Source organism: Leifsonia sp. 466MF (genome assembly GCF_900100265.1).
GTDB lineage: Bacteria > Actinomycetota > Actinomycetes > Actinomycetales > Microbacteriaceae > Leifsonia.
Genome location: NZ_LT629696.1, coordinates 2,344,018 through 2,369,096, shown reverse-complemented (window position 1 = coordinate 2,369,096; position 25,079 = coordinate 2,344,018). Strand labels below are relative to the sequence as shown.

The 25,079-nt window shown below is 69.9% G+C and carries 21 protein-coding genes; 9 read left to right on the top strand and 12 right to left on the bottom strand.

Annotated elements, in window-relative coordinates; all coding sequences use genetic code 11:
• Positions 1-2: 2 nt before the first annotated feature.
• The 7 genes from modA to BLR91_RS11250 form a co-directional block, all read right to left on the bottom strand.
• A complete protein-coding gene (modA, locus tag BLR91_RS11280) occupies positions 3-815 on the bottom strand; it encodes a molybdate ABC transporter substrate-binding protein (protein WP_089875279.1) in 813 nt (270 codons plus the stop codon).
• Positions 812-1,216 (bottom strand): TOBE domain-containing protein, encoded by a 405-nt coding sequence (locus BLR91_RS11275; RefSeq protein ID WP_089875280.1) that lies wholly within the window; start codon positions 1,214-1,216, stop codon positions 812-814. Before BLR91_RS11275 ends, modA begins: the two co-directional genes overlap by 4 nt.
• Positions 1,217-1,252: 36 nt before the next feature.
• Entirely contained in the window at positions 1,253-1,666 is a 414-nt protein-coding gene (locus BLR91_RS11270; protein ID WP_018190418.1) for a molybdenum cofactor biosynthesis protein MoaE, read from the bottom strand.
• A complete protein-coding gene (gene moaCB / locus BLR91_RS11265; protein WP_089875281.1) occupies positions 1,663-2,655 on the bottom strand; it encodes a bifunctional molybdenum cofactor biosynthesis protein MoaC/MoaB in 993 nt (330 codons plus the stop codon). The genes BLR91_RS11270 and moaCB overlap by 4 nt, the downstream gene beginning before the upstream one ends.
• Entirely contained in the window at positions 2,652-3,881 is a 1,230-nt protein-coding gene (locus tag BLR91_RS11260) for a molybdopterin molybdotransferase MoeA (RefSeq protein WP_089875282.1), read from the bottom strand. The genes moaCB and BLR91_RS11260 overlap by 4 nt, the downstream gene beginning before the upstream one ends.
• Before the next feature lie 113 nt (positions 3,882-3,994).
• A complete protein-coding gene (locus tag BLR91_RS11255) occupies positions 3,995-5,125 on the bottom strand; it encodes a ThiF family adenylyltransferase (protein WP_089875283.1) in 1,131 nt (376 codons plus the stop codon).
• A gap of 12 nt (positions 5,126-5,137) precedes the next feature.
• Entirely contained in the window at positions 5,138-6,664 is a 1,527-nt protein-coding gene (locus BLR91_RS11250) for a molybdopterin-dependent oxidoreductase (RefSeq protein WP_089875284.1), read from the bottom strand.
• 94 nt (positions 6,665-6,758) lie between these two features.
• Between BLR91_RS11250 and BLR91_RS11245 the strand changes: the two genes are divergently transcribed.
• The 3 genes from BLR91_RS11245 (at position 6,759) to BLR91_RS11235 (ending at position 11,050) form a co-directional block, all read left to right on the top strand.
• Complete coding sequence (locus BLR91_RS11245; protein WP_089881421.1) at positions 6,759-9,362, top strand: DEAD/DEAH box helicase; 2,604 nt, start codon at positions 6,759-6,761, stop codon at positions 9,360-9,362.
• A 144-nt stretch (positions 9,363-9,506) separates the two neighbouring features.
• On the top strand, positions 9,507-10,721 hold the full coding sequence (locus BLR91_RS11240; protein WP_089875285.1) for an inorganic phosphate transporter: 1,215 nt from the start codon (positions 9,507-9,509) through the stop codon (positions 10,719-10,721).
• Entirely contained in the window at positions 10,718-11,050 is a 333-nt protein-coding gene (locus BLR91_RS11235) for a hypothetical protein (RefSeq protein WP_020075169.1), read from the top strand. The genes BLR91_RS11240 and BLR91_RS11235 overlap by 4 nt, the downstream gene beginning before the upstream one ends.
• Before the next feature lie 26 nt (positions 11,051-11,076).
• Here BLR91_RS11235 and BLR91_RS11230 read toward each other — a convergent pair whose 3' ends face one another.
• The 3 genes from BLR91_RS11230 to BLR91_RS11220 form a co-directional block, all read right to left on the bottom strand.
• Positions 11,077-13,551 (bottom strand): MucBP domain-containing protein, encoded by a 2,475-nt coding sequence (locus tag BLR91_RS11230; protein WP_089875286.1) that lies wholly within the window; start codon positions 13,549-13,551, stop codon positions 11,077-11,079.
• A gap of 158 nt (positions 13,552-13,709) precedes the next feature.
• On the bottom strand, positions 13,710-16,193 hold the full coding sequence (locus BLR91_RS11225) for a MucBP domain-containing protein (protein ID WP_089875287.1): 2,484 nt from the start codon (positions 16,191-16,193) through the stop codon (positions 13,710-13,712).
• 124 nt (positions 16,194-16,317) lie between these two features.
• Positions 16,318-17,595, bottom strand: a complete 1,278-nt coding sequence (locus BLR91_RS11220) for a uracil-xanthine permease family protein (protein ID WP_089875288.1) — start codon at positions 17,593-17,595, stop codon at positions 16,318-16,320.
• 204 nt (positions 17,596-17,799) lie between these two features.
• Here BLR91_RS11220 and BLR91_RS11215 point away from each other — a divergent pair, with 204 nt between their 5' ends.
• The 6 genes from BLR91_RS11215 (at position 17,800) to BLR91_RS11190 (ending at position 24,255) form a co-directional block, all read left to right on the top strand.
• Positions 17,800-19,155 carry an NCS2 family permease gene (locus BLR91_RS11215; RefSeq protein WP_018190428.1) on the top strand — a complete coding sequence of 452 codons (1,356 nt, stop codon included), beginning with the start codon at positions 17,800-17,802 and terminating at the stop codon, positions 19,153-19,155.
• A 75-nt stretch (positions 19,156-19,230) separates the two neighbouring features.
• Entirely contained in the window at positions 19,231-19,521 is a 291-nt protein-coding gene (locus tag BLR91_RS11210) for a hypothetical protein (protein WP_018190429.1), read from the top strand.
• Positions 19,522-19,659: 138 nt separating this feature from the next.
• The gene (trmB, locus tag BLR91_RS11205; protein ID WP_089875289.1) at positions 19,660-20,343 is read left to right on the top strand and encodes a tRNA (guanosine(46)-N7)-methyltransferase TrmB; all 684 of its coding nucleotides are present in this window, start codon (positions 19,660-19,662) and stop codon (positions 20,341-20,343) included.
• 289 nt (positions 20,344-20,632) lie between these two features.
• Complete coding sequence (locus BLR91_RS11200) at positions 20,633-22,015, top strand: aldehyde dehydrogenase family protein (RefSeq protein ID WP_089875290.1); 1,383 nt, start codon at positions 20,633-20,635, stop codon at positions 22,013-22,015.
• Positions 22,016-22,204: 189 nt separating this feature from the next.
• Positions 22,205-23,770, top strand: coding sequence for an aspartate ammonia-lyase (locus BLR91_RS11195; protein ID WP_089875291.1), 1,566 nt, complete (start codon positions 22,205-22,207; stop codon positions 23,768-23,770).
• A 119-nt stretch (positions 23,771-23,889) separates the two neighbouring features.
• The gene (locus BLR91_RS11190; protein WP_089875292.1) at positions 23,890-24,255 is read left to right on the top strand and encodes an ABC transporter substrate-binding protein; all 366 of its coding nucleotides are present in this window, start codon (positions 23,890-23,892) and stop codon (positions 24,253-24,255) included.
• A 153-nt stretch (positions 24,256-24,408) separates the two neighbouring features.
• Here the strand turns inward: BLR91_RS11190 and BLR91_RS11185 are convergent, their stop codons facing one another.
• The gene (locus BLR91_RS11185; RefSeq protein ID WP_018190434.1) at positions 24,409-24,693 is read right to left on the bottom strand and encodes a hypothetical protein; all 285 of its coding nucleotides are present in this window, start codon (positions 24,691-24,693) and stop codon (positions 24,409-24,411) included.
• Between the two features lie 114 nt (positions 24,694-24,807).
• Positions 24,808-25,020 carry a hypothetical protein gene (locus BLR91_RS11180; protein ID WP_018190435.1) on the bottom strand — a complete coding sequence of 71 codons (213 nt, stop codon included), beginning with the start codon at positions 25,018-25,020 and terminating at the stop codon, positions 24,808-24,810.
• Positions 25,021-25,079 lie beyond the last annotated feature (59 nt).

Genomic DNA, 25,079 nt, shown 5'->3' with positions numbered 1-25,079 from the left:
GGTCACGGTGCCCCGAACCCGGCGGCGGCGAGCACAGCGCGCCCCGCGGCCCCGGTCACGTACGCGACGAACGCCCTCGCGCCCGCGGCGTTCGGCGCCTGGGCCACGACGGAGATCGGGTAGACGTTGACGGTCTTCGCCGCCTCCGGGAACGGAACGGATTCGACCGCCGAGCCGGCACCCTTCACGTCGGTGGCGTAGACGATCCCCGCGTCCGCCTCGCCAGACGTCACTTTGCCGAGGACGTCGGTCACCGACGACTCCTGGCTCACCGGCGTCAGGGTGACGCCGGCCGACTTCTCCACTTTCGCGGTGGCGGCACCGCACGGCACCTGCGGCGCACACACGACCGTCTTGACGGAGGGGGAGGCCAGGTCGGCGAAGCCCGTCACGTGCGCCGGGTTGCCGGGCGGCACCGCGATGGCGAGCACGTTCGTCGCGAAGTCCACGGGCGAGCCGCTGGTGACCTTCGCATCCACCGCCTTCGTCATGTTCGCCTCATCGGCCGACGCGAACACGTCCGCCGGGGCGCCGGCGGTCAGCTGCAAGACCAGATCGGAGGAGCCGGCGAACGAGAACGTGACCTTCGCGCCGGGGTGCGCGGCTTCGAACCGCGTGCCGAGCTCGGTGAACGTCTTCGTGAGCGACGCAGCGGCGAACACCGTGATCGTGCCGGTCACGCCGTCCGAGGAGCGCGGAGCCGACGGCGTGGATGCGGCCGGGCTGCTGCATCCGGACAGAGCCAGAGCGACGACTGCGATGGCTGAGACGCCTGCGCTCGCCAGCCGGGCGAACCGACGAGGGCGCGCCTTCATCGGGCCACCGCCGGAGCCTCGACGATGACGTTGGTCGCCTTGATGACGGCGACCGCGACCGATCCGAGTTCGAGGCCGAGCTCGCGCACGGCCTCGCTGCTGATGAGCGACACCACGCGATGCGGGCCGCACTGCAGTTCGACCTGGGCCATCACCCGATCCATGACGATGTCGGTCACGAGCCCGACGAATCGGTTGCGCGCCGAGCCCGCGACGCCGGACGGGTCGCCGGGCAGCACCGCGTTCTGCTTGGCCAGCTGAGCGAGCTCCAGTCCGTCGACGACGGTGCGGCCGGCCTCGTCGCGAGCGCTCCCGAGCACACCGCCGTCGATCCAGCGGCGCACGGTGTCGTCGCTCACACCGAGGTAGAGGGCGGCGTCCTTGATCCGAATCTGCGGCATGGATGCCATCCTACGGCCGCAGATGCGGAAATCGAGCTACAACCCGACCCACTCCGAGTCGCCGTCGGTGAAGTGCTGCCGCTTCCAGATCGGCACCCGCGCCTTGATGATCTCGACCAGCTCGGCGCAGGCGGCGAAGGCCTCGGCACGGTGCGGCGCGGCGACCGCGGCGATCAGGGCGAGATCGCCGATGGTGAGCGAGCCGACGCGGTGCTGCGCGGCCACCCGCAGCCCGGTCGTCCGTGCGACCTCCTCGCAGCACTCCCGGAGGAACGTCTCCGCCTCGGGATGCGCGCGGTAGTCGAGCGACACGACGCCCTTGCCGCCGTCGTGGTCGCGCACGATCCCCTGGAAGGACACGACGGCCCCGGCATCGGTGCGCCACACGAACTCGTCGACGGTAGACGGCTCCAGCGGGTCGTCCGTGACGGTGGCCAGGATGTCGCTCATGCGTGGCCTCCTCCCCGCAGCTGGTCGAGCAGGTGCGGGAGCAGGTCGTCCAGCACCGCGAGTCCGTCGGCGACGGCGCCGCGCGAGCCGGGCAGGTTGACCACGAGCGTCGACCCCGCCACACCGACCACCCCGCGGCTGAGGGCGGCGAGCGGGGTCGCCGCTGCGCCGCGCGTACGCAGGGCCTCGGCGACGCCTGGAAGCTGCCGGTCGAGCAGAGCCGCAGTGGCTTCCGGTGTCCGGTCGGTGGGCGAGACGCCAGTTCCGCCCGTCGTGATGAGCACGCGGGGACGCTCGGCGACCGCCTGGCGCAGGGCCGCATCCACCTCGGCGTCGGCGACGACTCGCACGTCGGCCGGGAGCCGTCGCTCTGCCAGCCAGTCGGCGATCACCGGACCGGTGGTGTCCTCGTAGACGCCGGCCGCGGCCCGGGTGGAGGCCACGAGGACGATCGCGGGCACGGCGACGGCCGGCTCCGTGGATGCGGACTCAGCCGGCGCCTCCACCTCCTCGCCATCGCGGTGCCACTCGCCGCGCTTTCCGCCGCTCTTGGCGACCAGGCGGATGTCGGTGAGGCTGGCGGCCGGATCCACCGCCTTGACCATGTCGTGCAGGGTGAGGCCGGCCACCGCGACAGCTGTGAGCGCCTCCATCTCGACACCCGTGCGACCGTGCGTCCGCGCGACCACCTCGATGTCGATCGCGCCCGCCTCGGGGTCGAGCTCGAAGTCGACGCGCACGCTGTTCAGCGGCAGCGGATGGCACAGCGGGATGAGCTCGCTCGTGCGCTTCGCCCCGCCGATGCCCGCGATGCGCGCGGTGGCCAGCACATCCGCTTTGGGCAGGTCGTCGGCGGCGACGAGGCGGATCACCTCGGGGGTGGTCACGAACCGGCCGCGCGCGACAGCCTCGCGGTCCGTCTCGGGCTTGCCGCCGACGTCGACCATGCGGGCGCGGCCGTCGGAATCGAGGTGGGTGAGCTGCGTCATAGTGTCCAGACTGTCACGGCCGCGCCGGCGTCGAGCGCCTCCGCCTCGGCGGGCACGTCGATCAGGACGTCGGCGCGGGCCATCCCGGCGACGAGGTGCGACGACGGGCCGGAGACGGGAGACACGGCACCCGAGTCGTCGAGGCTGCCGCGGAGGAACTGGCGCTTCCCGGGGACGGACCGCAGGCCTTCGCTCAGCGCGGCCTCGACCGGGGGCACGGCCGGAAGACCGGCCGCCGCGCGCAACGGGTCGCGGAGGAACACGACGAACGACACCTGCGTGCTGACCGGGTTGCCCGGGAAGGCGAACACCGGGACGCCTCCCACCACGGCGGTCGCCTGCGGGCCGCCGGGCTGCATCGCCACGGTCGTCACGTCGGCGCCGTGGGGGAGCAGCACCTCGCGGACGACCTCGTAGGCCCCGCGGGAGATACCGCCGGAGGTGATGACGAGGTCGCTGCGGTGCAACGCGTCGTCCAGGATGCGTTCGAACGCCGCCGGGTCGTCGTCGCTGCTCGCGCGCACCGACACGGTCGCGCCCGCCTCCTCGACGAGCGCCGCGAGGGCGATGCCGTTGGCGTCGTAGACCTGTCCGAAGACCGGAGTGCCGGAGCCGACGAGCTCCGTCCCGGTCGTGAGCACGGCCACGCGGAGGCGCGCCCGCACACGGACGCTCGCGATGCCCGCGGCCGCGAGGGCGGCGAGGTGCCGGGGGCCGAGCCGGGTGCCTGCCGGGAGGAGCGCATCCCCCCGGTGCACGTCGCTCCCGCGCTCGCGCACGTACTCGCCGGCGCGGCGCGACCGGCGGATCTCGACGATCGCGCCGGCCAGGTCGTCGTCGCGGCCGAGCACGAGTTCGGTGTCCTCCACGGGCACGATCGTGTCCGCGCCGGACGGCACGGGTGCGCCGGTCATGATGCGCAGCGCGGTGCCGGCGATCAACGTCATGGGGCTGGTGTGCCCGGCCGGGATGTCGCCCGACACCTCGAGCGCGACGGGCACCGACCGGATGTCGGCCGCGCGCACCGCGTAGCCGTCCATCTGCGAGTTGCGGAACAGCGGGAGGTCGACCTCCGACCGCACCTCGTCGGCGGTCACCCGGCCGAGCGCCGCCTCGAGCGGGACCGTCTCGGCATCGGGCTCCTCGGAGAGCGGTGCGAGCATCCGCGCGATGATGCCGGCGTGGTCTTCGACGCTGCGCGGGTTCGCGGAGGGATCGCGTGTCATGCGTTCAGTATCCCGCGTCCGTCCGTCCCGCGGCGTGCTGCTTCGCGCCGCACATTCGTGCCGAATGTGCGTTTACGAGCGCTCATTCCGCACATTCGGCACGAATCGCGGCGTCAGTAGCGCGGCATTCCGGGGTCGATGTCTCGGGCCCAGGCGTCGAGGCCGCCGGCGAGCACCAGGCCGGGCCTGCCCGCGTCGGCGAGCAAGCGGCGCGCGGTCTCTGCTCGGATGCCGTGGTGGCAGACGATCACGAGCGGCGCGTCGGACAGCCGCTCGGCCACTCCCGCCGCGTCCCGCTCCACGACGCCGAGCGGCACCAGCAGCGAGTCGGGCAGCTCGACGATGTCGGCCTCCCACGGCTCCCGCACATCCAGCAGCGTGTGCGGCTCACCCGCCACGAGCCGGGCGTGCAGCTCGGCGGGCGACATCGTGTCGGTCACACCGCAGAACAGGTCGTAGTCGATCAGCTCCGTGACAGGCGCCGCCTCCGGATCGCGCTCGTAGGCCAGCTCGCGGAACGTCCCGCGCAGGCCGTCGTGGATGACGACCCGGCCGAGCAGCGGATCGCCCGTCCCGGCCACCAGCTTGATCGCCTCGCTGACCATCAGCCCGCCGATCACGCCGCACACCGACGGCAGCGCGCCCGCCTCGGCGCAGCTCGCCACTGTGCCGGGCGCGGGCGGCACCGGGAACAGGTCGCGGTAGGTCGGCCCGTGCGCGGCCCAGCTGAGCCCCGCCTGGCCGCCCGTCTGGTGCACGGCTCCCCACACGACGGGGATGCCCGCGAGCGTCGCCGCGTCATCCACCAGATACCGGGTCGGGAAGTTGTCGCTGCCGTCGAGCACGAGGTCGAATCCGGCGAGGATGCCCGGCGCGTTCTGCGACGTCAGCCGCTCGGCGTACAGGCGCAGCTCCACCTCGTCGTCCAGCGCCCGCACGGCGTCCGCGGCGGACTCCACTTTGGCACGCCCGACAGCGGCGGGCGTGTGGATGGCCTGCCGCGGCAGGTTGCTCGGCTCCACCCGGTCGTCGTCGACGATCCCGATCGTTCCGACCCCGGCCGACGCGAGCAGCGGGAGCACCGCCGAGCCGAGGCCGCCGGCCCCGACGACGAGCACCCGGGCCGCCCGCAGCCGGCGCTGCGAGACGGGCCCGAAGCCGGGCAGCTGCGTGGTGCGGGCGTAGCGGGCCGTCCGCTCGACGGACAGTTCGGGACCGGGTTCGACCAGAGGCGGGAGGGCCATACGCTCAGCCAATCACACCACCGTGACCCGCACCGAGTGCAGGCCGGTCGCGCCGTCGGGCACGACGTCCTGCACCGCGGCCGTCTGCACCTTCCCCTTCGCGTCCGTCGCGCGGACCCGGAGGGTGTGGGCGCCCGGCGTCGCCTCCCAGGCGAACCGCCACTGCCGCCAGGTGTCGGCCGAGATGGCGTCCGCGAGGGTCGCCTGCTGCCAGGGCCCGTCATCCACCTTCACCTGCACCGCGCTGACGCCGACGTGCTGCGACCAGGCCACCCCGGCCACCGCGACGGTCCCGGCCTTCACCTGCCGGCCGGCGGCGGGGACGTCGATCCGGGACGACAGCTTCACCGGCCCGCGCTCCGACCAGCCGCGGTCGGTCCAATACGAGGTGTGCTGGTCGAAGCGCGTGACCTCCATCGACACCACCCACTTGGTGGCCGACACGTAGCCGTAGAGGCCCGGCACGACCATCCGCACGGGATAGCCGTGCTCGAGCGGCAGCGGCTGGCCGTTCATCCCGACGGCGAGGATGGCGTTGCGCTCATCGGTCAGCGTCTCGATCGGGGTGCTCGCCGTCCACCCGTCCTGGCTGGTCGACAGCACCATGTCGGCGTCGGCGGACGGCTTGGCGCGCGCGAGCAGGTGACGGATCGGGTAGCCGAGCCAGGTCGCGTTGCCGATCAGGTCTCCGCCGACCTCGTTGGAGACGCAGGTGAGCGTCGTGGTGGACTCCTCCAGCGGCAGCGCCAGCAGCTGGGCGAAGGTCAGCTCGACCTCGTTCTCGACCATGCCGGTGATGCGGAGTCTCCAGTCGTTCGGGTCGATCCCCGGGATCTGCAGCGCTGTGTCGATGCGGTAGAAGTCGGCGTTCGGCGTGACGATCGGCGACAGCCCCGGGATGTCGAACGAGGCTCCGGCCGGGATGGGCGGGGCCGTCTCCGCCGGTTTGGGCAGCCGGATCGCCGCGCGGGTGGCGGAGGCCGCCCGGAAGCCGCCGGCCACCACCTGGCCGACGATCAGGGCGAGCGCCCCTCCGGCTGCGGTCGCGGCGGTCGAGCCGACGAACCGGCGGCGGGAGACCCGGCCGCTCGGCGCGACCCGGGTCGGCTCGGTGTCGCGCAGCATCCGCATGAGCCAGCCGAGAAGCAGGATGGCGACCCCGGCCGCGAGCACCGACGGCAGCGCGTCCACGATGCTGTTCCCCGAGCGGGTGACCGCGGCCAGCACGCCGACCGCTCCGCCGAGTCCGATGAGGATGCGTCCGAGCGGCGGCCGGACCCGCTCCAGCCAGCCCGCGATCCCTGCGCCGACCACGACGACGACGGCCAGTGACACGATGAGGAACGCCTTGTCGCCGGTGCCGAACAGGCCGATGACGGCCTCCTTCAGCCACGGCGGCGCGAGGTCGATGAGCAGCGCGCCGACGGTGAGGATCGGGCTGCCGTTCTGCACGACGAACGCACTCACCAGCTCGGCGACGCCGACGCCCGCGACAACGCTCGCGACGCCGGCCCCGGCCGGCCGCCAGAAGTCGGACATGGGGCAAACCTATGACCACCGCCTGAGCGCGCGCCACGAGCACGTCGAGCGCGCGCCACGAGTGGCCGCCGCGACGTGGGAGGCTGGGGGCATCATGTCCGATGCCTCGCCGTCCTCCGCCGCACCCCAGAGCCCCCGGCGACTCCGCCTCGAGGACATCCCCGGCTGGGCCAGCCCCGGCTCCGTCACCGAGGACGCCGTGTACGACACCTTCGTCGCCTGGGTGGAGGAGGGCGGCATCCGGCTGTACCCGGCCCAGGACGAGTCGGTGATCGAGGTCGTCGGCGGCGCCAATCTCATCCTGAGCACACCCACAGGCACGGGCAAGTCGCTGGTGGCGGTCGGCGCCCACTTCGCGGCGCTCGCCCGCGGGGAGCGCACGTATTACACCGCGCCGATCAAGGCGCTGGTCTCGGAGAAGTTCTTCGCGCTCGCCGACATCTTCGGTGCCGAGAACGTCGGCATGACGACCGGCGACTCGGCGGTGAACCCGGATGCGCCGATCATGTGCGCGACGGCGGAGATCCTGGCGAACCTGGCCCTCCGCCACGGCGACGAGACGCCCGTGGGCCAAGTCGTCATGGACGAGTTCCACTTCTACTCCGACCCCGACCGCGGCTGGGCGTGGCAGGTTCCGCTGCTGACCCTCCCGCACACCCAGTTCGTGCTGATGTCGGCGACCCTCGGTGATGTGACCGCGCTCGCGGAGGACCTGGAGCGCCGCACCGGGCGGACCACCGCGACCGTGACGGGTGTCGAGCGGCCCGTTCCTCTGCACTACTACTACGAGGTCACGCCCGTCCACGAGACGATCGAAGACCTGCTGAGCACCGGTCAGGCTCCGGTCTACGTCGTGCACTTCTCGCAGCTGGCCGCGCTCGAGCGGGCGCAGTCGCTCTCCAGCGCGAAGATCGCCACCCGGGAGCAGCGGGATGCGATCGCCGAGCTGATCGGGGGGTTCCGCTTCACGACGAGTTTCGGCAAGACGCTGTCCCGTCTGCTGCGGCAGGGCATCGGCGTGCACCACGCGGGGATGCTGCCCAAGTACCGTCGGCTCGTCGAGCAGCTCGCCCAGCGCGGGATGCTGCGCGTGATCTGCGGCACGGACACCCTCGGTGTCGGCATCAACGTGCCCATCCGCACCGTGCTCCTCACGGCGCTCACGAAGTTCGACGGCACGCGGATGCGGCAGCTGAACGCCCGAGAGTTCCACCAGATCGCCGGGCGCGCGGGCCGCGCGGGATACGACACCGCCGGCACCGTCGTCGCCCAGGCGCCCGAGCACGAGTCCGAGAACCTGAAGGCGCTGGAGAAGGCCGGGGACGACCCGAAGAAGCGCCGCAAGATCGTCCGCAAGAAGGCACCGGAGGGCTTCGTCTCCTGGGGCGAGCCGTCGTTCCGGCGTCTGATCGAGGCGGAGCCGGAGACGCTCACCTCCTCCATGCAGATCACCAGCGCCATGCTCATCAACGTGATCGGCCGCGGCGGCGACGTGTACGGGCACGTGCACGCGCTCGTGTTCGACAACCACGAGCCGTGGAAGCGCCAGCTCGCCCTCGCCCGGCGTGCGATCGAGCTGTACCGCTCGCTGCTCACCGCCGGCGTCGTCGAGGCGGTCAGGACCGGCGACGGCGTCGAGATCCGGCTGACCGTGGACCTGCAGCCCAACTTCGCCCTCAACCAGCCGCTGTCGCCGTTCGCGCTCGCCGCCTTCGAACTGTTCGACCGGGAGTCGCCGTCGTACGCGCTCGACATCGTCTCGGTCGTGGAGGCGACGCTCGACGATCCGCGTCCGGTGCTCTCCGCCCAGCAGTTCCAGGCGCGCGGCGAGGCCGTCGCGGCGATGAAGGCCGACGGCGTGGAGTACGAGGAGCGCATGGAGGCGCTCGAGGAGGTGACGCATCCCAAGCCCCACGACGTGCTGCTTCACGAGGCGTTCGCCACCTACGCGTCCAGCCAGCCGTGGGTCGCCGACTTCGCGCTCAGCCCGAAGTCGGTCGTCCGCGACCTCTACGAGCGGGCGATGACGTTCGGCGAGTTCATCGCGTTCTACAAGCTGGCGAGGTCGGAGGGCGTGGTGCTCCGCTACCTCTCCGACGCCTACCGCGCGCTCAACCAGACGGTCCCGCTGGAGGCGCGCACGGAGGACCTGCGCGACATCATCGAGTGGCTGGGCGAGCTCGTGCGCCAGGTCGACTCCAGCCTCCTCGACGAGTGGGAGGAACTGGTGCACCCGGATGCGGCCAAGCACGCCGCCGAGTCCACCGAGCTCGCCCCTCCCGCGCCACGGAATGTCACCACCAACCGGCGCGCCTTCTTCGTGCTGGTACGCAACGAGCTGTTCCGCCGCATCCAGCTCGCCGCCCTCGACCGCGTCCAGGACCTCGGCGCGCTGGAGGCCGAAGCGGCCGCGCTCGCCGGGGGTGCCGCGCCCTTCACGGAGGCGCAATGGGATGCGGCTCTGGAGGGCTACTACGCCGAGCACGACGAGATCCTCACCGACGCCTCCGCGCGCTCGGCGCAGATGATCCTGGTGGACGAGAAGCCCGACGGAGCCGAGGGGATCTGGCGGGTGCGCCAGATCATCGCCGACCCCGAGGGCGACCACGACTGGGGCATCACCGCGGACGTCCTCCTCGAGGACTCCGCACGCGAGGGCGTCGCGGTCATCCGGGTCACGGGGGTCGGCCGGTTCTAGCCCCGCGAACGGGGTCGCAGCGGGTTTGACCTGACTGAGGCGTCGTGTGAGTATCGTCACGGTGTCGTAACGCGCCAGGTCCCTTGCATGAACCTCCGATGAACGTTTGCGTCGGGGGAGGCATCCCACACGAGAAAGAGAACGGTGGACCTCACCCTCATCGTCGTGCTGGTCATCGCGCTGGCGCTCTTCTTCGACTTCACGAACGGCTTCCACGACACGGCCAACGCGATGGCGACCCCCATCGCGACGGGCGCCATGCGGCCGAAGGTCGCCGTGGCCCTCGCCGCCGTGCTCAACCTCATCGGAGCGTTCCTCTCCACGGAAGTCGCCAAGACCATCTCCGGCGGCATCATCAAGGAGGGTGAGGGCGGCGTGCAGATCACGCCGGTGCTCATCTTCGCCGGACTCGTCGGGGCGATCGTCTGGAACATGATCACCTGGCTGTACGGCCTGCCGTCGTCGTCCAGTCATGCGCTGTTCGGTGGCCTCATCGGGGCCGCGATCGTCGGCGCCGGACTCCAATCGGTCGACTTCGTCGTCGTGCTGGACAAGGTCATCCTTCCGGCGATCATCGCGCCGTTCACCGCCGGTGTCGTCGCGTGGAGTGCGACCAAGCTCGCGTACTGGATCACGCGGCGCTACGACGGGCGCCCGGACGGCCGCGGCGGCTTCCGATACGGGCAGATCTTCTCGTCCTCGCTCGTCGCGCTGTCCCACGGCACCAACGACGCCCAGAAGACCATGGGCGTCATCACCCTGACGCTCATCTCCGCGGGCTTCCAGGAGGCCGGTTCCGGGCCGGAGGTCTGGGTCGTCATCGCGTGTGCGCTCGCCATCGCGATCGGCACGTACTCGGGCGGCTGGCGCATCATCCGCACCCTCGGCCGCGGCCTCACCGAGGTGAAGCCGGCGCAGGGATTCGCTGCGGAGACGAGCACGGCGGCCACCATCCTCGCGTCCAGCCACCTCGGCTTCGCCCTCTCGACCACGCAGGTCGCCTCGGGATCGGTGATCGGCTCCGGTCTCGGCCGGCGCGGGTCGTCCGTGCGGTGGGGCACGGCGGGCCGGATCGCCATCGGCTGGCTGCTGACGCTTCCATCCGCCGCCATCGTCGGTGCCGTCGCCGGCCTGCTCGCCAACCTCGGACCGATCGGCGTCGTCATCGACACCGTGGTCGGCACCGCCGTCGTCGTCTACATCTTCTGGCGTGCGCGTCGCAACCGCGTCAGCAGTGAGAACGCCGTCAAGCCGCTGCCCGTGCAGGGCAAGAGCGAGGTCGCGGCGTCCGGCAAGGTCGTCAAGATCGACAAGGTCAAGCCGCTCAAGAAGGAGCGGCGCAGGAGGGAGTCCGCATGATCGACTGGGCGTCCTTCCTCGTCGTCTTCGGTGCAGCGCTGGTCGGCTCGTGCGTCGTCGTGGCCCTCTACGCGCTCGGGACGCGCCTTCTGGCCGCGGCCGGCCGTGCGCTGTTCGTCGAGCCGGTGGAGTTCACCGACGCCATCACCGTGCTGACTCCCGAGCGTGCGGCGAAGCTGCAGCGCAAGGCCGAGAAGGCGCAGCGCAAGAACCCGCTGAGCACAGGGCAGAAGAGGCTGGCGCTGACCGGCGCCTATGCGTGCTTCACCGGTTGCGCGCTGGCCGTCGTGTACGGGCTGTACCTGATCATCCCGTTCTTCCACCAGTAACGGCGGCCCATCCTTCTGGCCGAGCGTCAGCCCGTCCAGGTGAGGGTCACGTGCCCATGCGGCTCAGAGGTCATGGCCTCCTTCACTCCGGTCAGCTCTGGCGTGACGTCGAGCAGGTCGTACGTCTGCTCCACGTGGCCGACGGGCGCGACGTTGCCGTATCCGACGTCCTGGAGGGTGAACGTGGTGCTCGGGGTTCCCAGTCGGACCGAGATCTCGACGAGCGTGTCGGACTTCCGCACAGCGGTATAGGTGTTGCCGTCCTTCGTGACCGTGGCGATGCCGGCGGCATCCCAGTTCAGTGCGACGCCGCGAAGGCTGTCGCAGCGTCGCGCTCCGCTGATCGAGACGATGCGGTCCGTGTACGTGAAGGCGATGACCGGGACCGCCGCGCGATAGGTATAGCCGTTCCAGTAGATCTTGCCGGGGGCGACGGTCGTGTTCTGGAACAGGTCGACGGTCTGGCCTCCGGAGAAGGCGACCGTCGTCCTGTGGTCGCCCCAGGTCACGGTGTTGTTGCCCTTCGGCGCCCGGGGCTGCGCATCCTTCCGGCCCGTCAGCTCGGACGTCACGTCGACGAACTCGACGCTGCGCTTGGCCCGACCCGTCGCCGCGCTGTTGGTGTAGCCCATCCCAGGCACGACGAGGGTGGTGGATGGTGCTTTGAGCGTCATCTGGACCTCGACCAGGGTGTCGCTCTTCCTCGTCAGCGTGACGGCGTTCCCCAGCCAGTTCACGGTCGCCGTGCCGCTCGCGGTCCAGGTGACCGGCTGGCCGTCGAACAGGTCGATGCGACGGACGCCGTCCACCTCGGCGAGCCGGTCCAGGTAGGTGAAGGCGGTGACCGGGAAGGCGGTGCGGTATCCGTAGCGGGCGAAGAACTGCTCGCCGGGCGCTCGCCGGTCGACGCGGTTGATGTCCGTCGTCTCGCCCCCGGAGAAGGTCGCCGCGAGGGTGTAGTCGCCCCAGGTGAGCTGCACGTGCCCGTGCGGTTCGGTCGTCACCTCCTCCTTGACACCGGTGAGCTGGGGGGTGATGTCGAGCAGATCGAATCTCTGGTGCACACGACCCGCTGAGGCGGAGCTGGCATAGCCGAGGTTCCGGACCACGAATGTCGTGTTGGGGGTCCCCAGCTGGACGGCCACCTCGACCAGCGTGCTGGACTTCTTCGTCGCCGTGTAGGTGTTTCCGCCATCGGTGACCACCGCGGTTCCCGAGGTGTCCCAGCGCAGTGGCGCACCGGGGAGGCTGTCGACGCGGCGCGCGCCGTCGATGCCGACGATCTGGTCGGTGTAGGTGAAGCCCGTGACGGGGGCGGCAGCGCGGTAGGTGAACGGGCTCCAGATGGTGGTCCCGGGATTCAGGGTCCTGCTCTGGGTCAGGTCGAAGGTCTCGCCGCCCACGAAGGCGACCTTCGTGGGGCCGGGGGAGTAGACCAGCGTGATGTCTGTGGTCGTCCCGGTGGTGAAGGTCGCCTCCGGCGCGGCCTTCGTCGCCTTCGGGGTGACGCTCCGATAGCCGTCGATCACCGGGGCCGTGACGGCCAGCGGGTCGCCTCCCGCGCCGAAGGTGTCGACTTCGGGAGCGATCGGCCGGCCTCCCTCGTCCTGGAAATGGACGGTGGCCATCGCGGGCCGGTGCAGGAACCGCGGGCTCACCGACCACATCTTCGGAAAGGCTCCCATCGGGATGCCGTTCGCGTTCACGTTGCCGCTGAGGTAGTCGAGGTAGAAAGCGGCCCACTCGTTCCTCGGGTCGACGGTGTATCCATACGCCGACGCGTTGTGCAGGTCGGGATAGGGGAAACCCTTCCGGCTGTAGCTCATCTGATGCCCGAGTTCGTGCAGGGCGTAGTTCGTGCTCTGCTCGATGTCGTTCGTCGGAGCGACGACCGTGGGGGCCCCGGTTCGCGGGCGGATCGTGAAGTACTCGAATCCGGCTCCCCTGGTCGTGGTGTCGTTGTAGTACGCGGGCATGGTCACCCCGCCGTTTCCGCCTTTCGACATCAGCATGATCGAGTCGTACTCGGCCGGAGCGGACCATTCCGCGAAGCGGTCCGCGAACTCCCACTCATGCAGCCTCCGGTCCGTTTCGGTCGCCGTATGGGGTTCGTCGATCCACTTCACGGTCGCGGTCGCCCGCACCCCGGCCCGGCTCGTGAGGAGGTACACGAACTGATCGACCACATACTGCGTGTACTTCTTCTCGTCGGCCGTGAGGATGTGACGAGTGGGGTCGCCCGGGAAGGTGACGTCCGAGACCCCGACGAACAGGAACTTCCAGGTCGGCTTGGAGAGCGGGGCCGTGTAGTCCCGGGCGGCCCCCTGCCTCTTCGCCTGATCGACCGCGCGGCTGACGATCTCCGACGCCGCCATCGGGGTGGAGGCGGCACTCGCAGGAGCGACGGTGCCCAACGGGACCGCGGCGGCCCCGAGGAGGATGCCGGCCGTGACGGCGGTCGCGATGGCGGCCTGCCTGAGGGATCGAGGAGATCGGGCCATGGTGCTCTCTGTTCGAAGGTGTGGCCGCGTCAGCGGCTTCCGGGCCGCCGGGTGTGGAGGCCTTCACCCTGCAAGACGTGCGTTATCCGCATTCGTGACGCGGGCGCGCCGAAGGGCTGGAGGATCCGTCCGGCTCCTCCAGCCCGTGTGGCCGATGGTCAGCCGACCTGGCCGGCGCCCCAGGTGAAGTTCAGGTGACCCTTCGCCTCGGTCGTCTGAGCCTCCTTCGCACCCGTCTGCTGCGGCGTGACGTCGAGCAGGTCCGTGGTCTGCTTGAGCGTGCCGAACGCCGCCGTGTTGACGTATCCGGCGTCCCAGGCGATGAACGTCGTGCTCGGGGTTCCGAGCTTCACCGACACCTCGACCCGCGTGTCGGACTTCCGGACGACGGTGTAGGTGTTGCCGTCCTTCGTCACGGTCGCGACGCCGGCGGCGTTCCAGGTCAGCGGGATGCCGGCGAAGCTGTCCGCCCGGCGCGCGTTCTGAGCGCTGTCGATCTGGTCGGAGTACGTGAACCCGGTGACCGGCGCCGTCGCGCGGTACGTCCAGTTGCCGGAGTGCGCCGTGTTCACCGGCAGCACCTTGGTCTGCGTCAGATCGGTCGTCTCACCGCCGAGGAACGTCACCTTGGTGGCCCACGTCACGGTGGAGATCGCCTTGGGCGCGGTCTGAGCATCCTTCGTGTTGTCGAAGCCGGAGATCACGTTCACGAGCTCGAGCGTGCGGGTGCCGCGGCCCGTCGGCGCGCTGTTGACGGAGTCCATTCCGGTGACGACGAAGGTGCTGGACGGTGTTGCGAGCGTGACCGAGATCTCAGCGAGAGTGTCGGATTTCTTCACCACCGTGACGGCACGGCCGGACCAGACGAAGGATGCGGTGCCCGCGGCGGTGAACGTGATGGGCTGGCCGCCGAAGGAGTCGAGGCGCTTGACCCCGTCGGACGCGGTGAGCCGGTCGGTGTACGTGTAGCCGCTGACCGGGATCCCCGTGCGGTAGACGAAGGACTCGTTGAACGTCTCTCCCTGGCCACGCGTGCTGGCACGCGTGATGTCGTTGGTCTCGCCGCCGACGAAGATGGCCTTGACCCTGTAGGCGCCCCACGTGATGTTCGTGTGTCCGTGCGGCTCGGTGGTCAGCGGCTCCTTCACGCCGGTCAGCTTCGGAGTGATGTCGAGCAGGTCGAACATCTGCTGAACCCGAGCCGTCGGTGCGACGTTTCCGTAACCCGTGTTGTAGATGGTGAACGTCGTGCTGGGTGTCTTCAGCTCGACGGAGATCTCGACGAGGGTGTCGGACTTCTTCCGCAGGACGTATTGATTGCCGTCCTTCGTGACGCCGGCGACCCCGTTGGCTCCGAAGGTGACGGAGACGCCGGGAAGGCTGTCGACGCGTCGGGCGCCGTCGTTGCCGACGATCTGGTCAGTGTAGGTGTAGCCGGTCACGGGGGCTGCCGAGCGATAGGTGTAACTGTGGAAGTACACCCCGCCCGGCGTGGCCGCCTGGTTGTAGTTGAGGTCGACCTCCTGGCCGCCCACGAAGGCGACCTTCGTCGGGGTGGCCGAGTAGACCAGGGTGATCTCGGTGTTGGTGCCGGTGGTGAACTGTCCGTCGGCCGGGGCACTGCCGGACTTGACCGAGACGGTCCGGTAACCGTTGACCATCGGTGCCTTGATCGAGTAGGCGTCCCCGCCGACACCGAAGGTGTTGATGTCCGGCGCGAGGGTGCGGCCCGCCTCGTCCTGCAGGTGCACGGTCGCCATGGCGGGGTTATGCATGAAGCGCGGGCTGACCTGCCACATCTTCGGATAGGTGCCCTGAGGGACGCCGTTCACGTTCACCTTGCCGGTGAGGTAGTCGACGTAGAACTTGTACCACTCGTTCCACGGGTCCGAGGCGTACCCGTAACCGGAAGCGTTGTGAAGTTCGGGATACGGGAAGCCCACCGTGTTCATGGAGACAGCGTGAGCGAACTCGTGAATCATGATGTTGGTGTCACGAGAGATGCTCCCGGCCGGGAGGGAGGGGTACCCGGGGGTGCTGGTCTGCGGCGTGATGGAGACCCAGGAGTATGCGGCTTCGCGCGCGTTGGCCCAGTTCCATGCCCAGGTCAAACCGCCGTATGCGCTGCCCGGATTGAACCTCGACGCCACCATGATGCAGTCGTACTCTGCGACCCCGGAGACGCCCTTGAGGATGTCCGCCGTCTCCGACGGCGAGAGACCGCCGTCGGTGCTGGCGGTCGTGAAGGGAGCGTCGACCCACGTGACGGTCGGCGTGATGGTCACGCCGGTGTCCCGGCTCGTCGTGTCCACGAACTGGTTGATCACGTTCTGGGTGTACGTGCGGGCTGCCGTGTCCAAGGTCTGGCGCGATCCGCTCGGATACTTCACGTCGGCGACACCGACGAACAGCACCTTCCAGTTCGGTTTGCTGATCGGCGCTGCGTAGTCGCGGGCGGCGCCCTGCTTCTTCGCCTGGTCGATTGCCCGGCTGATGATGTCGGCAGCCGCGACCGGGCTGGAGGTTGCGGCGCTCGCCGGCGCGGCGGCGCCGAGCGGGACCGCCGCCGCACCGGCGAGGACGCCGGTGGTGATGACGGTCGCGAGCGCGGCGCGTCGGAGGGAACGATGGATTCGGGTCATGGTGCTCTCTGTTGGGGGAGGCGTCGCCCATCGGCGACGCAGGCGCACCCGAAGAGCGCGCCCACCCCTAGAGACGCGCGAATACCCGCATTGTGACGGAGCCGGACTCAGTCCGCCCGCAGCGTCAGTCCGTCCCGCGCAGCCGCGCGATCGACGCCATCACGTGATAGACGACGATCGCCGCGATGGCGCCCAGTGCGATCCCGTTGAAGGTCAGCTGACCGAGGTTCAGCGTGAAGTCGCCGACACCGATGATGAGCGCCGTCGCCGCCGTGAACTGGTTGACCGGCTTGGAGAAGTCGACCTTGTTGTCGAGCCAGATCTTCACGCCGATGATGCCGATCAGGCCGTACAGCGCGGTGGTCACACCGCCGAGCACGCCCGCGGGAATGGTGTTGATGACGGCGCCGACCTTGGGGGAGAGCCCCAGCAGCACGGCGACGATTCCGGCGACCCAGTAGGCGGCGGTGGAGTAGACGCGCGTCGCCGCCATGACGCCGATGTTCTCGCCGTAGGTCGTCGTCCCCGAGCCGCCGAAGAAGCCGGCGATGGTGGTGGCGACGCCGTCCGCGAAGAGCGCCCGGCCGGTCAGCCGGTTGACCGAGGGGTCGGTGAGCTGCGCGACACCGCGGATGTGCCCGACGTTCTCGGCGATCAGCACGAGGACGACCGGGAGGAACGCGGGCAGGATGCCCCAGGTCGTCGCGGGGGAGACGAACGGGTTGGCGGGCAGGGTGAACTGCGGGAAGCCGATCCACGGAGCCTTGGCGACGGCGTCGAAGTTCACCTGGCCGACGATCACCGCGAACACGTACCCTACGGCGACGCCGAGGAAGATCGAGAGCCGGCCGAGCATCCCGCGGAAGAGGACGGTGCAGAGGATGACCGCGGCCAGCGTCACCAGGGCCGTGACGGGCGCCTGGACGAAGTTGTTCTTCGCGGCGGGAGCCAGGTTGAAGCCGATCAGGGCGACGATCGCGCCGGCCACCACCGGCGGCATGAGCCCGTCGATCCACCCGGTCCCGGTCGCGATGACGATCAGGCCGACGACGGCCAGGAGGACACCGGTGACGACGATCCCGAACAGGGCGGACGGCATCCCGTCGGCCTTCGTCGCCGCGACGATCGGGACGATGAACGCGAACGACGAGCCGAGGTAGCTGGGCAGCCGGTTGCCGGTGATGACGAGGAAGAGCAGCGTGCCGACGCCCGAGAACAGCAGGGTCGTCGCGGGCGGGAAGCCGGTGAGCAGCGGCACCAGGAACGTCGCACCGAACATGGCGACGACGTGCTGCGCGCCGAGCCCGATCGTACGGGGCCAGGTCAGCCGTTCGCCGGGCAGCACGATCTCGTGCGCGCCCACCTTCTTGCCATCACCATGCAGCGTCCAGGGCAGTGCCATGCGTGTCCTTCGGAGGTCGTGAGTCGGAATAGGCTTGGTGCTGCGCATTCGCGCATTACTCGACGAACCTGAGTCTTCGCCGTCCACCGCCCACCGATCCTACGGGAGTCCACCATTTCCGCATCGACCAGCGCGCCCACCTCCACGGGGCGCTTCGACCGCTTCTTCGAGATCAGCGCCCGCGGCACGACGTGGGGAACGGAGGTGCGCGGCGGCGTCCTCACCTTCGTCACCATGGCGTACATCGTCATCCTGAACCCGCTGATCCTGGGCGGGACGAAGGATGTGGTGGGCCACACCCTGGGCACGACCCAGGTCGCCGCCGTCACGGCACTGAGCGCCGGTGTGATGACCGTGCTGTTCGGCCTGATCGCTCGGCTGCCGTTCGCGTTCGCGGCCGGGCTCGGCATCAACTCGTTCCTCGCCGTCAACGTGGTCAAGATCCTCACCTGGCAGGAGGCGATGGGCCTCGTCGTCATCAACGGCGTGATCATCGTGCTGCTCTCGGCGACCGGGTTGCGGAAGCTCATCTTCAACGCCGTCCCGGCGCCGCTGAAGACGGCGATCACGGTCGGCATCGGCCTCTTCATCGCGTTCATCGGCTTCGTAGACAGCGGCTTCGTCCGCACCACGACGCTCTCGTCGCCGCCCGTCCAGCTCGGTGAGGCCGGATCCATCGCGACTCTGCCGACCATCACCTTCCTCATCGCCCTCGTCATCATGGGCGTGCTGATGGCGCGCAAGGTGAAGGGCGCGCTGCTGATCGGCATCGTCGCCGCGACGGTCGTCGCGATCATCGCGGAGGCCATCTGGCACGTCGGCCCGTCGATGGGGAAGAACCCGGCCGGCTGGAACCTGACCGTCCCGCAGCTGCCGACCTCGCTCGTCTCGCTGCCGGACCTCAGCCTCGTCGGCCAGGTGGACCTGTTCGGGGCCTTCGGCCGGATCGGCGCCCTCGCCGCGATCATGCTCATCTTCACGCTCGTCTTCACGAACTTCTTCGACGCCATGGGCTCGATGACCGGCCTGGCACGGAGCGCCGGCCTGGCGAACGAGGACGGCACCTTCCCGCGCCTGCAGCCCGCGCTCATCGTGGAGGGTGTCGGCGCGATCGTCGGCGGTGGCACCTCGTCGTCGTCGAACACGGTGTTCGTGGAGTCGGCCTCCGGCATCGGCGAGGGAGCGAAGACCGGCTTCGCCAGTGTCATCACCGGCGCGCTGTTCCTGCTCGCGATGTTCTTCACGCCGCTGACCCAGGTGGTCCCGCTGGAGGTGGCCGCCGCCGCGCTCGTCGTGGTCGGCGCCCTGATGGTGGTGCAGATCAAGCACATCGACTTCACCGAGTTCTCGGTGGTGCTCCCGGTGTTCCTGACGATCATCGTCATGCCGCTCACGTACTCGATCGCCAACGGGATCGGGGTCGGCTTCATCAGCTGGGTTCTCATCCGCTCGCTCGCCGGCAAGGCCCGCGAGATCAGCCCGCTGCTCTGGATCGTCGCCGCCGGCTTCCTCATCTACTTCGCGCGCGGTCCCATCGAGGGGCTGCTCGGGCAGGTGTAGGGCCGGGGTTTCCTCAGGGTTCACTCGGGGGTTATCCGGATACCGGGCGCGACCGGGCGCCGGTTGGATGGAGACATGACCACCACCAGCACCCCGTACCAGACAGCCACTCCCGACCGCACCCTCAGCATCACGAGCTTCGCGCTCGGACTCGCCTCCATCGTCTTCGGCTGGACGCTCATCGCTCCGGTCGCCGGCCTCGTCGTCGGCATCATGGCGCTGAAGCGCGAGCCGCTGGGGAAGACCTTCGCGGTGTGGGGAATCGTCCTCAACGCCGTGATGCTCGCCGGCGCAGCGTTCTTCGCCCTGCTCGCCCTCGTGGGCATCGGGTTCGGCGTCCTGGCGCTGCCGTTCGCGTGGCTCTGAGTCGCCACGCGGTTCGTAGATCGATCCCAGTGTCAGACCTCGGTCGCAGGCTCCCTCGGCGCTGGGGTCGCGGCATCGCTCCGCGCTGCTTTGAGCTCCACCGCGCCTGGCTCTGAGCCGACAGGGGACAATGGGGGGATGGAACCATCCCCCCTCGTCCGGCCGCGCAGCTTCGTGGTGCGCGGCCGCAAGACCGAAGCCCAGTCGCGCGCGATCGACGAACTGTGGCCGAGCTTCGGCGTCGACTTCGACGGCTCGTCTCTTGACCTGGACGCGATCTTCGGGCGCACGGCCCCCCGCGTGGTCGAGATCGGCTTCGGCAACGGCGAGAACCTGCTGACCCTGGCGGAGCGCCATCCCGACCGCGACTTCCTCGGCATCGAGGTGCACGGCGCAGGCATCGGCCGGGTGCTCGGCGCGATGCGGGATCGCGGACTCACGAACATCCGCATCGTGCGGCACGACGCGGTCGAGGTGTTCGAGCGCGGGCTCCCCGCAGGCTCGGTGGATGAGATCCTCATCTTCTTCCCCGACCCCTGGCCCAAGGCGCGTCACCACCGGCGCAGGCTCATCCAGCCGGAGGTCGCCCGACTTTTCGTCGCCGCGCTGTCCCCGGAGGGCGTGCTCCGGCTCGCGACCGACTGGGAGCCGTACGCCGAGCACATGATCGAGGTGCTCGACGCCGAGCCCGGTCTTGTGAACCTCGCGGGCGATGCGCACTTCATCCCGCGCCCGGACGACCGCCCGGTCACCAAGTTCGAGCGCCGGGGCGAGCGCCTCGGCCACGCCATCTTCGACCTCGCGTACCGTCCCACTCGCTGACCCGCCCGCCCGCAGACCCCATCCGTCCGTCCACGACGGAAAGGGAGGTCATCCGGTCCCACATCCCGCCGGATCGCCTCCGTTTCTCGCGTCGAGCCTGCGTGTCGACGAGAGTCGCCTCCTTTTCCGTCCGGCCACCGCCGAGGACGGAAAAGGAGGCGATCCGCATCCCGAACCCGGCGCGTCGTGGAAAACGGACGGCCGCGGACGACCCCCGGCACCGGATCGCCTCCCTTTCGGGGCGCACGCCTCCGACCCTCGGAACCGCCCGGGTTCGTAGGATGGGCGCATGACGCATGCGCGCACGGTCGACGAGCTCCGGTCCGCTTTCGAGCGAGGGGTCACCAAGCCGCTCGCGTGGCGCCTCGACCAGCTGCGGGCGCTGCGGCGCATGCTCACCGACCGGTCCGCGGAGTTCGAGGATGCGCTGCTCGCCGACCTGGCGAAGAGCCCGACCGAGTCGCAGATCGCCGAGCTCGGGTTCGTCGTCGGCGAGATCGACCACACGCTCAAGCACCTGCGCCGCTGGCTGCGGCCGCGCCGCGTGTCCGTTCCCGGAGCGCTGCTCCCTGCGCGCGCATCCACGATGCTCGAGCCGGTCGGCGTCGTGCTCGTCATCGCGCCGTGGAACTACCCCGTGCAGCTGCTGCTCGCCCCGCTGGTGGGCGCGCTCGCGGCCGGCAACGCGGTCGTGCTCAAGCCGAGCGAGCTCGCCCCGGCGACGTCCGCGGCGATGGCGCGCCTCATCCCGCAGTACCTCGATCCCCGCGCCGTCGCGGTCGTCGAGGGCGGCGTGGAGGACACCACCGACCTGCTCGCCCAGCGGTGGGACCACATCTTCTACACCGGCAACGGCCGCGTCGGCCGCATCGTCGCCGCCGCAGCGGTCGAGAACCTCACCCCGGTCACGCTGGAGCTCGGCGGCAAGTCGCCCGTCTACGTCGATGCCACGGTCGACATCGCCGCCGCCGCCCGACGCATCGCCTGGGGCAAGTTCATGAACGCCGGGCAGACGTGCGTCGCGCCCGACTACGTGCTCGCCGAACGTTCCATCGTCCCGCGCCTCGCCGACGCGCTGCGCGACGCGGTCCGCGACCTCTACGGCGACGACCCGGCGGAGAGCCCGGACTACGGCCGCATCGTCAACGACCGCCAATTCGAACGGCTGGCCGGGATGCTCGGCTCGGGCACTGCGGCGGTCGGCGGCGACCACGACGCCGAGACCCGGTACCTCGCTCCGACCGTGCTCACCGATGTCGCGCCCGAGTCGCCCGCGATGGCGGAGGAGATCTTCGGCCCCATCCTCCCGATCCTTCCCGTCGACGGCCTCGACGACGCCATCCACTTCATCCGCGCGGGGGACAAGCCGCTCGCCCTGTACGTGTTCACCTCGAGCGCGACGACCCGCCGCCGCATCCTCACCGAGACCAGCTCCGGCGCGGTCGGCTTCGGTGTTCCGGCTGCGCACCTCGCGGTCGCCGGACTCCCGTTCGGCGGCGTCGGCGAGAGCGGCGCCGGCGCCTATCACGGCGAGCGATCTCTGCGGACCTTCAGCCACGAGAAGGCCGTGCTCAGCAAGTCGCTCAGCCCCGACACCATGCAGCTGATCTACCCGCCGTACACCGAGGCGAAGGACCGCTTCGCGCGCGGTCTGCTGCGCAAGCTGGGCTGATCCCGCAACCGTCCGCTGCGATGGACATCGTGTCGAAGGAGTGTGGAGATGGGCGACAGGTCGTCCAGTGGGCCTCACAGACCCGGGGGTAGGCTCGGCACTGCCGGAGGCCACGAACGTCCGGCGCCCGAAAGACATGCCAACGCACAACGAGAGGCAACGGTGCCAACCGTGAACCCGACAGCAACCATGGACGAGTCGAAGACAGCCCCCATCCCCGTCGTCACCCCGTCCGGACTCGTCGTCACCGATGCGTCCGAGAACGTCTCCGACGTCCCGACCCCCAGCGCGGAGGGGCGCCCGACCCGCATCGAGACCGATTCGCTCGGCAGCCGCGAGATCCCGGCCGACGCGTACTGGGGCATCCACACCTCGCGCGCGCTGGAGAACTTCCCGATCGCCAAGCGCCCGATCTCCGTCTACCCGGACCTCATCGTCGCCCTGGCCAGCGTCAAGCAGGCCGCAGCACGCGCCAACGCCGAGATCGGGGTGCTGGAGGCGCACAAGGCCGAGCTGATCGACCGCGCCTGCCAGCTCATCATCGACGGCCGGTACCACGACCAGTTCGTGGTCGGCGTCATGCAGGGCGGCGCCGGAACCTCGACCAACATGAACGCGAACGAGGTCATCGCCAACATCGCGCTCGAGCTCGACGGGCACGAGAAGGGCGACTACTCCCACCTGCACCCGATCGACGACGTCAACCGCAGTCAGAGCACGAACGACACGTACCCGACCGCCATCAAGATCGGCCTCACCTTCGCGCTCGGGCACCTGCTCGACGAGCTCGCGCTGCTGCGGGACTCGTTCGCGGCCAAGGCGGCCGAGTTCCGCAACATCCTGAAGGTCGGCCGGACGCAGCTGCAGGATGCCGTGCCCATGACCCTGGGCCAGGAGTTCCACGGCTTCGCCACCACGCTGACGGAGGACCACGCGCGCCTGACCGAGACGAAGTGGCTGCTCGCCGAGATCAACCTCGGTGCGACCGCGATCGGCACGGGGATCACCGCGGATCCGGGCTACGCCGCCGCCGCCGTCCGTCACCTGAACGTCATCACCGGCCTGAACCTCGAGACCGCTCCCGACCTCATCGAGTCCACAAGCGACGCCGGCGCGTTCATGTCGTTCTCCGGCTCGCTGAAGCGCAGCGCGATCAAGCTCTCGAAGATCTGCAACGACCTCCGCCTGCTCTCCTCCGGACCCCAGGCGGGTCTCGGCGAGATCAATCTCCCGGCCCGCCAGGCCGGCTCGAGCATCATGCCCGGCAAGGTCAACCCCGTCATCCCCGAGGTCGTCAACCAGGTGGCCTTCTCGGTCGCCGGCGCGGACGTGACGGTCACCATGGCGGCCGAGGGCGGCCAGCTGCAGCTCAACGCCTTCGAGCCGGTCATCGCGCACTCCCTGCTGCAGAGCATCACGTGGATGGCGCAGGCGTTCCGCACGCTCCGGATCAACTGCGTGGACGGCATCACGGCGAACGAGGAGCGCCTCGGCGCGATGGTCGGGTCGTCCGTCGGCGTGATCACCGCGCTCACCCCGCACATCGGCTACGCCGCCTCCGCCGCGCTCGCCAAGTCGGCCCTCCTGACCGGCCGCAACGTCGCCGACCTCGTCGTCGAGGCGAAGCTGATGAGCCGCGAGGAGGTCACCCGGCTGCTGTCGCCCGCCCGTCTGAGCGGCCTGGAAGTCGTCACGACGGCCATCCCGGTGATCCAGGCGGACGCCATCCGCGAGGCACGCTCCGATACCGAGTGAGAGCCGGGGCTCCTCAGCTCCGTCATCGAACGCAGACTCGCTCGTCTACTCCAGTGGACGGATGCTCGCCTTCCCGCTGGCCCAGCGGGTCGACGCGGCTCCGCCGGAAGGAGCGACGGATGCCGCGAGGCGAGAGACGGATCGTGGACCGCTTCCTGCGGTCGCTGGAACGGGTGCCGGGCGTCCACGTCGTGGATGCCGGCGCACTGCTGCTGCAGGTGCTGACCCCGGACCACCGGATCGTGGAGGTGCGGGTGGAGGAGGATGCGCTGCTCGCCAACGCCCGCCTGGTCGCCGACGACGCGGCTCTGCACGGGCTGTCCGGCACCGACAGCGTCGACCGGTCCTTTACCCTGTTCTTCCTGCACATGCAGGCGGCCGTAGGGTCCGGTCCGCTGCGGGGGGTGCGCAGGCTCCGCTACACCGCTCGGGGCGTGGTCCCGGACGGGCGCGCTGGAACGGAGACACAGCCGCGCATTCAATAGCGGACATTGCTGTCTAGGCTTTTCGCCCCATACCCGGGCAGGGTGAGCACAAGCCTGTATAGAGGTCGTTATGCCCGACATGACGACAAGGGTGCCGGCACCGGGGAATCTCGCTGCGCCGAGTGCCGGCACCCGACCTTTCTCCGACTCCCGTCAGTCGGACGGCGCGGGACCGGCGGCCGGAGAATCGTCCGCCGGGAGCTCGTCCGTGCTCAGCGGCACGGTGCATTCGAAGCCGTACACCGCGCAGGGTGGAGTGCCCCGAAGCGCGGAGAACGCGTAGACATCGACGACGGCGGCGCCTCCGAGATGGGAGGGGCGGCGGATGCGGCTGGGCGGCGTTCGGGAGAGGGAGGGCACCGAGAGGGTGGTCTCGCTGCCGTCACGGGCGACCAGGACGCAGGTGAGCATCCATCCGTCCGCTTCGTCGGGGATCATGCTGCGACCCTAGGCTGTGCGGCCGCTCAGGTCGATTCCCCCGTCGGAGGGGAGAAGAAATCGGTGCCGTCCGCGGGGCCGATGCGCGGCCCGGCGGACGGCACCGGAAGAGAGTCAGTTGAAGGGCGCCCACTCGTCGAGGTCGTACTCGAGCTCGATGCCGTCGTAGAGGCGGACCCGCCAGACCTTGCTGTTGCCGCCGACGTACTGGCCGCGGGCGGTCTCCATCGACCACTCACCGTCGCCGACGCGCTGCCAACGGATCATGCCGACGTGTTCGCGGAGCCGCGGCGCGTGCGGCGGGTGAAGGAAGTCGTCTTCAGACATTTATCCATACCGTCCCCCTCGCTGCCCTCTCATCGTCGCCCAGCGCAGAGAGAAGTCAC